Source organism: Paenibacillus camerounensis (assembly GCF_000723885.1).
Classification (GTDB): domain Bacteria; phylum Bacillota; class Bacilli; order Paenibacillales; family Paenibacillaceae; genus Paenibacillus_AQ; species Paenibacillus_AQ camerounensis.
The window spans coordinates 118,446-132,521 of record NZ_CCDG010000040.1 but is presented as its reverse complement, the minus strand read 5'-3'; the positions used below and the strand labels follow the sequence as shown (position 1 = coordinate 132,521).

Annotated in this window: 10 protein-coding genes; all 10 read left to right on the top strand. The window is 52.5% G+C overall.

Annotation, left to right across the window (positions count from 1 at the left end):
• Nucleotides 1-1,969: dynamin family protein (locus tag BN3772_RS15820; protein WP_042200649.1), on the top strand; the 1,969-nt coding region annotated here is incomplete at its 5' end.
• Between the two features lie 149 nt (nt 1,970-2,118).
• Nucleotides 2,119-3,309: a formate-dependent phosphoribosylglycinamide formyltransferase gene (gene purT, locus BN3772_RS15815; RefSeq protein WP_042200624.1), complete on the top strand. Its 1,191-nt coding sequence runs from the start codon at nt 2,119-2,121 to the stop codon at nt 3,307-3,309.
• Nucleotides 3,299-3,763, top strand: coding sequence for a GNAT family N-acetyltransferase (locus BN3772_RS15810; protein ID WP_086074605.1), 465 nt, complete (start codon nt 3,299-3,301; stop codon nt 3,761-3,763). The genes purT and BN3772_RS15810 overlap by 11 nt, the downstream gene beginning before the upstream one ends.
• Before the next feature lie 281 nt (nt 3,764-4,044).
• The gene (locus BN3772_RS15805; RefSeq protein ID WP_042200622.1) at nt 4,045-5,694 is read left to right on the top strand and encodes a response regulator; all 1,650 of its coding nucleotides are present in this window, start codon (nt 4,045-4,047) and stop codon (nt 5,692-5,694) included.
• 3 nt (nt 5,695-5,697) lie between these two features.
• The gene (locus tag BN3772_RS15800) at nt 5,698-7,524 is read left to right on the top strand and encodes a sensor histidine kinase (RefSeq protein ID WP_341872576.1); all 1,827 of its coding nucleotides are present in this window, start codon (nt 5,698-5,700) and stop codon (nt 7,522-7,524) included.
• Nucleotides 7,524-8,549: a substrate-binding domain-containing protein gene (locus BN3772_RS15795; RefSeq protein ID WP_042200621.1), complete on the top strand. Its 1,026-nt coding sequence runs from the start codon at nt 7,524-7,526 to the stop codon at nt 8,547-8,549. The genes BN3772_RS15800 and BN3772_RS15795 overlap by 1 nt, the downstream gene beginning before the upstream one ends.
• A gap of 139 nt (nt 8,550-8,688) precedes the next feature.
• A complete protein-coding gene (locus tag BN3772_RS15790; protein ID WP_086074604.1) occupies nt 8,689-9,771 on the top strand; it encodes a galactose ABC transporter substrate-binding protein in 1,083 nt (360 codons plus the stop codon).
• A gap of 145 nt (nt 9,772-9,916) precedes the next feature.
• Complete coding sequence (locus BN3772_RS15785; RefSeq protein WP_042200619.1) at nt 9,917-11,428, top strand: sugar ABC transporter ATP-binding protein; 1,512 nt, start codon at nt 9,917-9,919, stop codon at nt 11,426-11,428.
• 110 nt (nt 11,429-11,538) lie between these two features.
• A complete protein-coding gene (gene mglC / locus BN3772_RS15780) occupies nt 11,539-12,546 on the top strand; it encodes a galactose/methyl galactoside ABC transporter permease MglC (RefSeq protein ID WP_042200618.1) in 1,008 nt (335 codons plus the stop codon).
• A 519-nt stretch (nt 12,547-13,065) separates the two neighbouring features.
• Nucleotides 13,066-14,043, top strand: a complete 978-nt coding sequence (locus tag BN3772_RS15775; RefSeq protein WP_042200616.1) for a phosphotransferase — start codon at nt 13,066-13,068, stop codon at nt 14,041-14,043.
• Nucleotides 14,044-14,076 lie beyond the last annotated feature (33 nt).

The window sequence follows — 14,076 nt, the reverse complement described above, 5'->3', positions numbered from 1 at the left end:
CCCTCCCAGTTCGTCGGCAGCGGCAGGTGTGTATAAGAGACCGGGTCGCGGGCGGGCGTGCCGCCGCCGGCTGGGGCAGGCCGCAGCGGTGCTGGACGCTGCGGCGGAGCTGCTGCGCGGCGAGCCGGCGATGGCCTCGGCGGCGCGCAGCCTGGCGGCGCGGGCGGAGGACCTCTCCGGCGGCCGCTTTACACTGGCGCTGTTCGGGGCATTCAGCGCCGGCAAGTCCTCCTTCGCCAACGCCCTGCTGGGCGAAGACGTGCTGCCTGTGTCTCCGCATCCCGCCACAGCCGCCGTCGGGCGCATACTTGCGCCGGAGGGGGAGTACCGGCACGGGAATGCCGTGATTACCATGAAGTCGCAGCAGGAATTCTGGGACGATATCGTCCACTCCTTCGGTGTGCTGCAGCTGCCGGTGCCGCAGTATCAGTCCTGGACAGCTGCTGCCGCTAACCTGCAGGCAGGCGGCCTGCATCCTTCGGCACTGCCGCATATCGGCTTCCTGCGGGCAGCGGCGGCGGGCTGGCAGCAGGCAGAAGGGCTGCTCGGCACTGTCCGGACTGTCGATCTGCAGGAATACCGCAGCCTGGTTGCCGATGAGACCCGGGCCTGCTTCATTCAGGGCACAGATCTGTATTATGACTGTCCGCTTACCGCAAGCGGTATCATTCTGGTCGATACGCCGGGAGCAGATTCTCTGCATGCACGCCATACCGGCGTAACCTTTGGATATATGAAGAACGCGGATGCAATCTGCTTTGTGACCTATTATAATCATGCATTTTCGAAGGCAGACCGCGGCCTGCTGGCCCAGCTTGGAAGGATCAAGGACAGCTTTGCCCTGGATAAGATGTTCTTTATCATCAATGCCTCTGACCTGGCAAGCAGTGAAGAGGAGCTGGAAGAGGTTAAGGGGCATGTAGTCCGGAATCTGCGGGCCGGCGGCCTGACAGCGCCGCGTATCTTTGCCTTATCCAGCCTGCTGGCCCTGGAAGGCAAGACGGGAGAGGGACAGGAACGGTATGAGGCCTCCCGCTTCCGCGGCTTTGAGGAAGCCTTGGCGCAGTTCGCCGGCGGAGAGCTGCCGCAGCTGTCGCTGAATGCCGCCAGAGGCAGCATTACCTCCGTACGGCTGAGAGCAGAGGAGTGGCAGGAGCTGGCCGCAGCGGAAGCAAGCCGCAGGGAAGCAGGGATGGAGGAGCTGCAGGCGCGTAAAGTAGCCGCAGCACAACGTCTGGCCCTGCTCGCTGCGGAAGAACGGCCGGGCCGCGATTTACGGCGTGAAGGCGAAGAATTGATCTATCATGTCCGCCAGCGGATCGGCTTTGCGCTGGGCAGCTTTTTTCAGGAGTCGTTCCACCCTTCGCTGCTGCGCGAGGATGCCCGTAATCTGAAGGATATCTTCATTGCCTGCGGCCGGGAGCTGGAACGCTCGCTGCAGCGGGAGCTGGAGCAGGAATTATGGGCCACTACGCTGCGGCTGGAAGCAGCCGGAATCCGGCTGGTCAGCCAGGCTGCACAGGCTGCGGCAGAAGAGCTGTCCCTGTCCAGCCGGGAGCTGCTGCTGCCGGTGAACGGGCAGGAGCGCTGGACTGCGCCGGATAAGCTGGAAGCAGCGCTTTCCCCGATCGACTGGTCCGGCCTCTGGAGCCGGTTCAGATCGCCCCGTCACTTCTTTGAAGGGCCTGGCCGTAATGAGCTGCGGGCAGCTGCAGAGCCGCTGCTGAAAGAGGCGCTCACTGCGGCGGCAGAAGCGGAGCAGCAGATCCTGCTTGGCTTTTACGCCGATGCCTTGAACACTGCGCTGGCACAGGCTGCAGACAGGCTGAGAGAAGCCCTGAACGAACGGGAGGAAGCGCTGGCTGAGCTGCTGAAAGGAGGTGATTCAGCGGAGCACTGGGGTGACATTGTGACCCGGCTGCAGCAGCTGGAACAAAATTTCGACGGATTTTTGAATAAAGTTCTGTGAAGTTTGTAGGAAAATGTCGAAGAACACTTGCAAATTAACGGCTGATGGAAGAAAATAAAGAAGCCTGGAAATTTACAATGAAACTGCTGTCCGTTTACAGAAACCTTGAAAATCAGCAGTCAAATTTGCGAAAGAGGTTGAAATCGACAATGTGGGGAGCTCCTTTTTCCGCCCAAAGCCGTAAGCTGCTGCTCCTGGGCAGCGGAGAATTGGGTAAAGAAGTCATTATCGAAGCTCAGCGCCTTGGCGTAGAGACCGTAGCTGTAGACCGTTATCCTGACGCCCCTGCAATGGGCGTTGCTCACCGTTCCTATGTTATTGATATGCTTGACGCAGAAGCACTCAAAGCGCTGATCCGCAAGGAGCAGCCGGATCTGATTGTGCCGGAGATTGAAGCGATTGCCACTCACGCGCTGCTGGAGCTGGAGGAGGAAGGCTACAATGTCGTTCCAACCGCCCGTGCAGCCCGCCTGACCATGGACCGTGAGGGCATCCGCCGGCTTGCCGCCGAAGAGCTTGGATTACCTACTGCGCCTTACCGCTTCGCCGACAGTCTGGAAGAGCTGCGCGCTGCGCTTGATGAGCTGGGCACACCTTGTGTTATTAAGCCGATTATGAGCTCCTCGGGCAAAGGGCAGAGCATCTGCAGACAGCCGGAGGATGCGGAAGCCTCCTGGAATACGGCGCTTGAAGGCGCGCGTGCCAAAGGAACCCGCGTTATCGCCGAAGGGTTCGTCACATTTGAAAGCGAGATTACACTGCTGACGGTGCGGACGGCAAGCGGTACCGTATTCTGTCCGCCGATCGGCCATATCCAGAAGGACGGCGATTATGTCGAATCCTGGCAGCCGCATCAGATGAGCGGGGAACAGCTTGCTGAAGCGCAGGCAATCGCCCTTGCAGTAACAGATCAACTAGGCGGACTCGGGATTTTTGGAGTGGAGCTGTTTTTGACGGATCAGGGAGTGCTGTTCAGCGAAGTATCGCCGCGGCCTCATGATACGGGAATGGTCACCATGATTACACAGGATTTATCGGAATTTGCTCTGCATGTCAGAGCCATTCTTGGATTTCCGCTGGACTCGGTAACGCTTATCACACCGGGGGCATCGGCTACCCTGAAGGCGGAGGCTGAAGGACAAGCCTTTACAATCTCCGGCATCGGTGAAGCGCTGGCACTGCCTCGCACACAGGTAAGGGTATTCGGTAAACCTGAAATCCGTCACGGACGGCGGATGGCAGTAACCTTAAGTGCAGCGGAAGATGTAAATATCGCGCGGACGGCAGCCAAACAGGCGGCGTCTATGCTAAAAGTGGAGGTATATGAGGATGAACAGTAGTACTCAGGAGCAGGTACTGCAAATTCGCAAATGGAGTGAATGTGATTTGGAGAGAGTCACTGCTCTTTTGCGTGAATTCGGCTATCCGACAACGCTTAGCGTGATGAAAGAGAGAATGGAAGGCATGGAGCATGATCCGTTCCACTGCACAATGGTTGCTGAACTGGACAATGAAGTTGTGGGAATGATTGATCTTCATCAAGTAAAATCCTATTATAAGCAGGCAGACTGCATTACGGAAATTACTGCACTGATCGTATCAGAGGATCTTAGAGGACACGGGCTCGGCAAAAGACTGGTCAGCGCAGCAGAAGAGTGGGCCCGCCAGAAGGGCTGCTGCCAGCTGTTCCTCAGAAGCGGTAACCGCGTGGAACGCGCACCGGCTCATGCGTTCTACCGTCACATCGGGTTCGAGAAAAGCGCGGGCTACCGCTTCAGCAAAGCCCTGGTGTAAATCTTATACGTGCAATCATCCCCATCCCGGAGCTACGGGATGGTTTTTTTTGTTCCTCCCCCTCTTCCATAGGCGGAGGATTATTTGAGTTGACCCTTGCCAAACGGGCAAACTAATATTATAGTGAAATGCTGCTATAGCAGCAGACTTATTCTTTTAAACAAAATTGGAGGGAAGCGAAACATCCGGTCTACCTTTTCGCTGCTGTACTCCCGTTTTGGCATGCTAATATAACGATGAATAGGTTAAGTCTAAATCTGTAATCCAAAGAGGGATGAAGCATGTATAAATTGATTCTCGCCGAAGACGAGGAAGATGTAAGAGAAGGGATCATTGCGCAGATTGACTGGGAGAAATACGGCTTTGAAGTGGTTGAACAGGCAGAGAACGGCCGGGAAGCGGCTGAAGCGGTGGACCGCCATATGCCGGACGTAGTCGTCACAGACATTCAGATGCCGTTCATGAACGGCCTGCAGCTGGCCGAGTGGATCCGTAGCCGTCATCCCAATACAAAGATCATTATTCTTACCGGCTTCGATGAGTTTGAATACGCGCAGAAGGCAATCAAGCTGCAGATTGATGAGTATATTTTGAAACCGTTCTCATCACAGGAACTGATCGATGTGCTGCTTAAGGTAAGAGCGGTCATTGAAGCAGAAATTGCCGAGAAGGAAAATGTATATGTCCTCAGTGAGCATTACCGCAAAAGCCTTCCGGTGCTGCGGGAGCAGTTCCTCTCCTCGCTGGTATCCCGCCGGCTGCCCCTGCAAGAGATCAGGGATAAAAGCTCTGAATATAGTATTGATCTGAATGGAAGACAGTTTCAGGCCTCCGTTATCAGCATTGACTATATTCATTCCGGAGAAACGGAAGGGCCGGCTGCCGGCTGGCATATCTCCCTGCGGGACACCGGGGACCATAATCTGCAGCTGTTCGCAATTCTGAATATTGCCGGGGAAATATGCCAGAAGCATGCCTTCGGCAAGGTGTTTATTCACCGGGATGATGTAGTGCTGCTCTCTGTCAGCCGGGCGGCGGACGAGACTGAGATTACCGGCAGTACCTTTGCAATTCTTGAAGAGATCCGCCAGAATGTGCAGCGGTTTCTCAAGCTGACGGTGACAGCCGGTGCAGGTACAGTCTGCCAGTCAGCGGCGATGCTGTTCAACTCCTTTTCCGATGCGATGCAGGCCTTGGACTACCGGCTTATTCTCGGCAATAACAGAGTCATATGGATTGAGGATGTCGAGTCCAGAGCCCATCAGCTGCCTGCCTTTGATGAGCTGACCCAGCAGTCGCTGATCCGTACAATTAAGCTGGGTACGGTTCATGAGCTGAGACAGGTTGTGGACGAGCTCTTCGGCGGTCTGGATACCGCTCAGGTCTCAACCCAGGATTATCAGATTTTTCTACTGGAGATTATTACGTCCATTCTGCGGGTTGCCAAGGAGTCGGGCAGTGAAGCTGCGGATTTTATCGGCCCGGGCCTGTCCACGCTGTCTGAATTGCATAAATTCAATAATATGGGCGAAGCGAAGCTGTGGATCATCCGTATCTGCACCCGGCTGATGGACTCCATCGCCTCCGAGCGCCAGTCCAGCTACAAGCAGCTGATGGATCAGGCCAAAGAATACATCCGCAGCCACTATGAGGAATCTGATATTTCAATCGGCCGTGTCTGTCAGCATCTGCATATCAGCACCGGCTATTTCAGCAGTATTTTTAAAAAAGAAATGAAAATGACCTTTGTCAGCTATCTGCTGCAGATCCGCCTGGAGGCGGCCAAGGAGCTGCTCCGCTCCACAGAGCTGAAGGCGTTTGAAATCGCCGAAAAAATCGGCTTCTCCGACCCGAATTATTTCAGCTTCTGCTTCCGCAAAAAATACGGGCAGTCGCCCAAAGAGTATAAGAACAGCTCCCGGGGAGGATAAAAGATGAACAAAAGCAAGGCGGATTTCTTCCCGCTGCGTCCGCAGCCCGGCCAGCGCGGCCGGATGCGCCTCTCGGCCAAGCTGCGCAGTATCCAGCTGATCATAACATTATCCTTCACGACAGTGGCCGTGCTTGTTGCGGTCATTGTCGGTTTTATGCTGTACAACAAATTCGCCAAGACGGCGGAGGAGAACGCCAACCTGAACATGCAGCAGATTATTGAGCAGGTTAATTACAACCTGGAGCTGTACGTGAAGGGGATGGGCAATATTTTTGATACGGCAGAGAAGCAGATTACCACCAGCGCATCCATTGATTCGCCTCTGCTTAATGAACGTATGGATACGCTGATGAGCAGCCGCGAGGATCTGGTATCGGTGGCTGTTTTTACCCCTCAAGGGCAATATGTCGTCGGAACTCCGGGCCAGCAGATGCGCCTGAACACACAGCTTCAGAGCCAGAGCTGGTTCACCAGTGCCCAGAAATCGCCGGATATCTCTTATTCCGCGCCGCATATCCAGAATTTGTTCAAAGGAAAATATACATGGGTCGTATCCATCAGCAAAATGATCCAGTATAAGCAGGACGGGGAGCTGAAGTCCGGTATTTTGCTGATAGATTTTAACTTCCGGACAATAGACCAGCTCAGCCGCCAGGTGAAGCTCGGCAAGCGGGGATACGCTTATATTCTCGACCCGCTGGGCAATATCGTCTATCACCCCCAGCAGCAGCTGATCTATGCCGGCCTGAAGTATGAGAATGTGGAGCCGGTTCTTGAGTATGCCTACCGGAGCTACCTGGATGAATCCACCGGGGAGAAACGGTTCATTACGGTGCGGACCGTCGAGGAGACCGGCTGGAAGATTGTCGGTGTCGCATATTACGATGAGATTGTAACCACCAAGCGGGATCTTAACCAGTTCCTGATCTGGTTCCTTGCTGTAGTCATTCTCTGCGTTATTGCCGTATCCGTCTTCCTCTCCTGGCTGATTGCAGGTCCGATCCGGAAGCTGGAACGAACCGTCAAGCTGGTTGGTGAAGGGGATCTGAACACCCCGATTAACGTTAGCGGTGCTTATGAGGTAGAGCAGCTGTCGAGGCGTTTTAATCTGATGCTGCAGCGGATCCGCCAGCTGATGGACCAGATTATCTATGAGCAGGAGACCAAGCGCAAGGGCGAGCTTGAGGTGCTGCAATCGCAGATTAATCCGCATTTTCTGTACAATACGCTGAATTCTGTCGTCCGGCTGGCCGAGCGCGGCAAAAATGATGAGGTCATCACGATGATCCAGTCGCTCTCGAAGTTTTTCCGGATCAGCCTCAGCAAAGGAAATAACATCATAACTGTGCAGGAGGAGCTGGATCATATCCGCCATTATCTGGTGATTCAGAGCTTCCGCTTCAAAAATAAATTCCGCTTCGAGATCAAGGCGCAGGACGAGGTGCTCCAACTGCAGACCATTAAGCTGATTCTGCAGCCGATTGTGGAGAATGCCCTGTATCACGGCATTGAAATGTCGCCGGACGAAGGCCTGGTGCTGATTACCGCCGAGCTGCAGCAGGATCTGATTGTGATCAAGGTCAGCGATAACGGGATCGGCATGTCCAAAGAGATATTGAATACGCTCCTCAGCGGCGGTGTTAAAAGCGGAAAAACCGGCGGTGGCTCCGGCGTCGGGGTACGGAATGTAAATGAACGGATCAGTCTCTATTACGGCCGCGAATTCGGGCTTACCTTCGAAAGTGAGCTGGAGGAAGGGACAATCGTGACTATTGTATTTCCGGCGCTCAGCAGCAGCCCGGTTGAGAAAGGAGGGGAGGAATCGTAATGAAGATTACACGTATATTGCTGACAGTACTGATGTGCGCGCTGGTGTGGCTATCGGTTACCTCCTGCTTTTTCAATTCGTCACCTGTATATATCAACACCAAAAACACGCGAAATATCCATATGATCGTCAAAATGAACAAGGGTGATTACTGGAATACGGTCAAGCTGGGGGCGGAAGCAGCCGCCAAGGAGTTCAATGTCAAGCTGACCTTCAAGGCGCCGGATTCCGAAAGCATGATTGATGAGCAGGTGGCCATGGTCGAGGATTCGATCAGCCAGCATGCGGATGCAATCATACTGGCGGCGAGCAGCTATATGGGATTAGCCCAGGTAGTTGACCAGGCTGCCTATTCCAAAATCCCGGTTGTTTCAGTTGATGCCGAAGTAGGCTCTGCAAAGGTACGGGCGTATGTCGGCTCCAACGGCTATGAGGCCGGACAGAAATCGGCAGAACGACTGATAACGCTGCTGAACGGCACGGGTGAGATCGGCATTCTTAACTTTACCAGTGCTTCATTGAATGAGCAGCAAGTATCCGGCTCCATTGATTACGGTGCGCGTGATGCGGATGAGCGGGAGAAGGGGTTTCTGAACTATGCCGCGCGTTATCCTAACATTGATGTGGTGCAGATCTCGTATACCTCCTCCAATACAACCGAAGCCGAGGCTCTGACCCGGCAAATGCTGGAGAACCATCCCGGACTGCGCGGCATTGCTACACTGAATGAAACGGCCTCCCAGGGAGCAGGCAAGGTTATCCAGAGCCAGGGACTTGACAATATTATCAAAATGGTTGCTTTTGACAGCTCGCCGTCCATGCTGGAGCTTCTCCAAAACGGTACGGTTCAGGCTACCGTCATTCAGAATCCGTTCAGCAACGGCTATCTGGCAGTGAAATATGCCGTGGAAGCGGTGCAGGGGATGGAAGTGCCGGAACGCGTGGATACCGGGACGAAGCTGATTGATCTGGACAATATGCTGTACCCGGAGAACCAGAAGCTGCTGTTTCCGTTCGTAAGATAGTATTTTTATAACATGAGAATTTTCATAAAAGACAGTAGTATTTTATATTCGCAACCGTTTTCACGTGAGGCATAATAAGGATGTGCCTGAGACACACGGACACACTATTAAAGAAATATCACCAGGAGGTCATTAAATTATGAAAAAACTCACTTCCGTACTACTCGCCAGTGCATTGCTGGGTGCTGCTTTGGCAGGCTGCGGCGGCAATAACAACTCTGACAATACAGTGGCAACAAATGCTCCGGCCGGCAATGCGGCAAAAGACACAGCCAATTCCGGCAGCGGTGCAACGCCAAAAGTCGGTGTTGCCATCTACAAATTCGATGATACCTTTATGACCGGCGTCCGTAACGCAATTGATGCAGCGGCAAAAGGCATTGCAACGGTTGATATCGTAGACAGCCAGAACTCCCAGCCGACCCAGAATGACAAGGTTGATCTGTTTGTTACCAAGAAATATGACGGCATGCTGATCAACCCGGTTGACCGCACTGCTGCAGGCGTAATTATCGACAAAGCTAAGGCTGCTGACATTCCGGTAGTATTCCTGAACCGTGAACCGCTGCCTGAAGATATGAAAAAGTGGGATAAAGTCTACTATGTCGGTGCAAAAGCAGAAGAGTCCGGCACCATGTCCGGCCAGCTGATCGTTGATTACTGGAAAGCTCACCCTGAAGCTGACAAAAACGGCGACGGCGTGCTCCAGTACGTAATGCTCAAAGGCGAACCGGGACACCAGGATGCTGAGCTGCGCACCACGTACTCCATCCAGGCCATCGAAGATGCCGGTATCAAGGTTGAGAAGCTGGCTGAAGATACTGCCATGTGGGACCGTGTAAAAGGACAGGAAAAAATGGCGGCATTCCTTGGCTCCCACGGCGACAAGATCGAAGCGGTTCTGGCCAACAACGATGATATGGCACTGGGAGCAATTGAAGCATTGAAAGCACAAGGCTACTTCACTGGCGACAAGTATATGCCGGTAGTAGGCGTTGATGCTACAGCTCCGGCGGTTCAGGCTCTGCAGGACGGAACCATGCTCGGAACGGTGCTGAATGATGCGAACAACCAGGGTAAAGCGGCAATTACAGTTGCAGCTCTGCTGGCTAAAGGCGAAACACCTACGAAAGATAATGTAGGCTTTGATATCACGGATAACCAGTACGTATGGATCTCTTACAAAAAGATTACTAAAGATAACGTAGCTGACGCGCAATAATAGCTTCTGGCAACAGGACTAATAGATAAAAATGATAACCGGGGAGCGGGCCCATCCGCTCTCCGGACTTCCTTAAGGGTAGGGAACAGGATAGAACCGCTGTGCCTCTCATGGAAAAAGAAAAAAGCGTAGGGGGCGTAACAACATGGCTAATGCTGAGTTTTTGCTGGAAATGAACAATATTACAAAAGAATTCCCCGGCGTCAAAGCGCTGGACGGAGTAAGCCTTAAGGTTAGACCGGGTTCGGTACATGCACTGATGGGCGAAAACGGGGCAGGTAAATCTACACTGATGAAATGTCTCTTTGGTATTTATTCACCGGACGCCGGTGAGATCTTTCTGAATGGCGAAAAAGCCAGCATTACCAATTCCAACGATGCCCTCGGGCACGGGATTTCAATGATTCACCAGGAGCTGCATCCGGTACCGTTCCGGAGCGTGATGGAGAACATCTGGCTGGGACGTTTTCCTACCAAGGGAATCGGACCTATTCAGTTCATTGACCACAAAAAAATGTATGCTGATACGGCAAGCCTGTTCAAGGATCTCGACATTGATCTGAATCCCGAAACCTTGGTGGGCAAGCTGTCCGTATCCAAAATCCAATCCATTGAAATCGCGAAGGCCGTTTCTTTTCATTCCCGCGTTATTGTCATGGATGAGCCGACCTCTTCCCTGACAAGCGTGGAAGTTGAGCATCTGTTCCGGATCATCCGGGACCTGCAAAAAAGAGGCGTAGCTATTATCTATATATCTCACAAGATGGAAGAGATTCTGGAAATCTCTGATGAAGTAACGATTATGCGTGACGGTAAAAAGATCGGGACCTGGCCGTCTGCTGAACTGACGACGGACCTGATTATCTCCAGAATGGTCGGGCGCGACCTGACCAACCGCTTCCCGGAACGCAATAACGTTCCCGGCGAGGTCTATCTGAAGGTGGAGGGGCTGACCTCTCCAGAGCCAAGATCGTTCAAGGATGTCTCATTCAATCTCAGACGCGGGGAAATTCTCGGTGTCGGCGGACTGGTGGGCGCACAGCGTACGGAGGTTGTTGAAGCCCTGTTCGGACTCAGAGCCATCCAGTCCGGCAGCATCTCCATTGACGGCAAAAAGGTGAATATCAATTCTCCCCAGGATGCTAAAAAGCACGGGCTGGCGCTGCTGACGGAAGAACGCCGCGTGACCGGTATTTTCCCGGTGCTGTCCGTTCATGAGAACGGGGCGATCGCCAATCTGGACCGCTACCGGAAGCCTTATCTGCTGCTCGACGGCAAGAAGAAAAAGGTTGATGTGGACCGGATGATCGAGAAGCTCCGCACGAAGACACCTACCACCAAGGTACAGATCATGAACCTCTCAGGCGGTAACCAGCAAAAGGTGCTGCTGGCCAGATGGCTGCTTACCGAGCCGGAGGTGCTGCTGCTTGACGAGCCGACACGCGGAATTGACGTCGGTGCCAAGTTCGAAATTTACTCCATCATTGCCGATCTGGCGAAGCAGGGTAAGAGCATTATTATGATCTCCTCCGAGATGCCGGAGCTGCTGGGCATGTCTGACCGTGTAATGGTCATGTCGGAAGGACGGCTCACCGGAATATTAGAAGGCGACCAGGCTACGGAAACCGAAGTTATGCGTCTCGCCGCACAGCATTAGGATAGGGGCAGTATAAAGAAAAGCGAAGACTTAATTGCTGTCAGTTAAGCTGATTCAGCGCAAGATAGACAAGTAAAACTTCGCGTAACAACTAAGGAGGAACATTACTCATGGATGTAAAAAAAGCACAATCTTTTATAACCCAGAACGCGATTTACATCGTACTTGTCATTCTTATTATGGGGATTATCGTATACGAACCAAGCTTCATGTCGATTAATACTTTACGCGATGTACTGATCCAATCCTCAACCCGCGTCATTATTGCCCTTGGCGTTGCCTTTATCCTGATTACAGCGGGTACTGACTTGTCAGCAGGCCGTGTAGTCGGCTTCACCGCTGTTATCTCGGCATCGATGCTGCAAATTCCGGATTATTCCCGCCGTTTCTTCCCGGATCTGCCGCAGGTGCATGTCTTGCTTCCAATCGTAATTGCCATCATTGCAGGTCTTCTCTGCGGATTAATTAACGGTATCATCGTTTCCAAGCTGAATGTTCCGCCGTTTATTGCTACTCTGGGCACCATGCTCATCGTATACGGCCTGAATTCCCTGTACTTTGATATGGACCCGAACCAGTCGCAGCCCATCGGAGGTCTGCGTCCTGACTTCACCAGGATCGGCTCCGGCTTTATCGGCAGCGGCCAGTATTCCATACCCTACATCGTCATTATAGCGATCGTCGTCGCCGCCATAGTCTGGGTGCTGTTCAACAAAACCAAGCTGGGCAAAAACATGTACGCCATCGGCGGCAACATGCAGGCTGCCAAGGTTTCCGGTATCAATGTATCCAAGAACCTGATCTACATCTATGCCATTGCTGGCGCCCTTTACGGTCTGGCCGGTGTGCTCGAAGCCGCAAGAACAGGCGGCGCAACCAATAACTACGGTAACATGTACGAGCTTGATGCCATCGCGGCCTGCGTAGTCGGCGGCGTATCCACCACAGGCGGTATCGGTACCGTTCCGGGCGTACTCGTCGGGGTCATCATCTTCACTCTCATTAACTACGGCCTGACCTTCATCGGCATCAGCCCTTACTATCAACTGATCATCAAAGGCCTTATTATTATCGCTGCGGTATCGTTTGATATGCGGAAATACTCATCGAAGAAATAACGCTCTGCTCGGTGATTGGGCGTAACTCCGGGAAAGCTTTGGGCTTCCGGCCGCTGTTATGTTTGGATTTCCTGATTTGAACCGCTAATCGCGGTAGAAATCCAAACATAAAGGCGGACGCTCCGCTCCTCCAGCTCCAAACTTTCCCTCCGTTACTCCCATCACCTCGCCAAGGTGGGGGGAAGCAGCAAAAAGCGTTTGCTGATAGTACATAGCAAACGCTTTTTGTGTTTCGATTGCTGCGCTCCGAAACAAAACGCCAAGAAAAAAAACCAAGAAAAACAAAAGCCTAAAAGCACAACAAGCTTTGGGTAAAGCCTGGCTAAGAAGGACATAAGGGGGACAGACAGCAACAAAAAAGCAGCCGACTCGATCAAATCGAGCGGCTGCTGCGTATAGACATTTTTACAAAGACCTTATTCAACATCATAGCAGAACGGAAAGAAACAGTCTATATTTTTGCGCGGGGATATTATACATTGGGGTAGCCGGCAATACAGATGATTGGAGTGTTGTTCAATGAATGTTAGCGGTCACCTTAACCCTGATGCGTTGCAAAAATATGTGAGTGGGGTGCTTGGAAGCTCATACACTGTTTCAGGTGTGTCCAGAATGCATGGCGGTGCCCAAAAGGTAGTCTATAAGGTAGACTGCACGAACGGTTTCAGCTGTGTGCTTTATGTGTGGGACCTGTCTATGAATTTTTTTCAGCAGGAAATCGAACAAAATACAATCAATGCAGGTTCATATGGCAGCGGCCTGTTTACGTCCAGCAACAGGTTTTTGAAGGAACATTCCATCCGCACGCCGGCGCTTTATAACGTGAATAATGACAGAACGGATTATACGTTTGATTATGCGCTGGTTGAATATATAGACGGGCAAAAAGCAGAAGCCTATTTCAGCCATCCTGATCCGGAGGTTAAGGAGCATGTTTTGCAGCAGGTCAGGGCTCTGGTAACTGCAATGCACGGCATTAAAAGAGACACCTTCGGGGCACCGGAGCAGCCTGAGCGCGGGCACAATATAGGCCAATGTCATCTGGTGCTGCAGGATAATGCAAAGCTGCAGTTAGCTTACGCAGTGCAGTATATTGACCTCATTAATACTAACCAAGGGAAGCTGCTGGATAAACTGGAGGAGTTTGCAGCCAGGATCAGCCCAAGGACAGAATACGGGCTGATCCATGACGAACTCGGTCCAGACCATCTGCTGGTGAATGAGAGGCTGGAACCCTATCTGATTGATATTGAGGGCGTGCGGTTTTTTGATATCGAGCATGAGCATAGCTTTCTGGAATTCAGATTCGGCGAGTATTACCGCTATTTGCAGAACGATTCCCTTGATCCTGACAGAATGCGGTTCTACCGGTTCCATCATCATATCGCATTAATCTCAGCAGGCCTGAAGCTGCTGCACCGCGGATATCCGGATCAGCAGTTTTCAAGGAATCTGTCCAGATATCATACAGAGCGTGCCATGCGGTATATTGAATAAGATTCATATCAACACATGCCGGTTCAAGGAGTC

Excerpts from the sequence above, each read along its gene's own strand:
- BN3772_RS15775 (WP_042200616.1), top strand. The coding sequence starts at position 13,066 with ATGAATGTTAGCGGTCACCTTAACCCTGATGCGTTGCAAAAATATGTG.
- BN3772_RS15790 (WP_086074604.1), top strand. The coding sequence starts at position 8,689 with ATGAAAAAACTCACTTCCGTACTACTCGCCAGTGCATTGCTGGGTGCT.
- BN3772_RS15805 (WP_042200622.1), top strand. The coding sequence starts at position 4,045 with ATGTATAAATTGATTCTCGCCGAAGACGAGGAAGATGTAAGAGAAGGG.
- BN3772_RS15795 (WP_042200621.1), top strand. The coding sequence starts at position 7,524 with ATGAAGATTACACGTATATTGCTGACAGTACTGATGTGCGCGCTGGTG.
- BN3772_RS15810 (WP_086074605.1), top strand. The coding sequence starts at position 3,299 with ATGAACAGTAGTACTCAGGAGCAGGTACTGCAAATTCGCAAATGGAGT.
- mglC (WP_042200618.1), top strand. The coding sequence starts at position 11,539 with ATGGATGTAAAAAAAGCACAATCTTTTATAACCCAGAACGCGATTTAC.
- BN3772_RS15800 (WP_341872576.1), top strand. The coding sequence starts at position 5,698 with ATGAACAAAAGCAAGGCGGATTTCTTCCCGCTGCGTCCGCAGCCCGGC.
- BN3772_RS15785 (WP_042200619.1), top strand. The coding sequence starts at position 9,917 with ATGGCTAATGCTGAGTTTTTGCTGGAAATGAACAATATTACAAAAGAA.
- purT (WP_042200624.1), top strand. The coding sequence starts at position 2,119 with ATGTGGGGAGCTCCTTTTTCCGCCCAAAGCCGTAAGCTGCTGCTCCTG.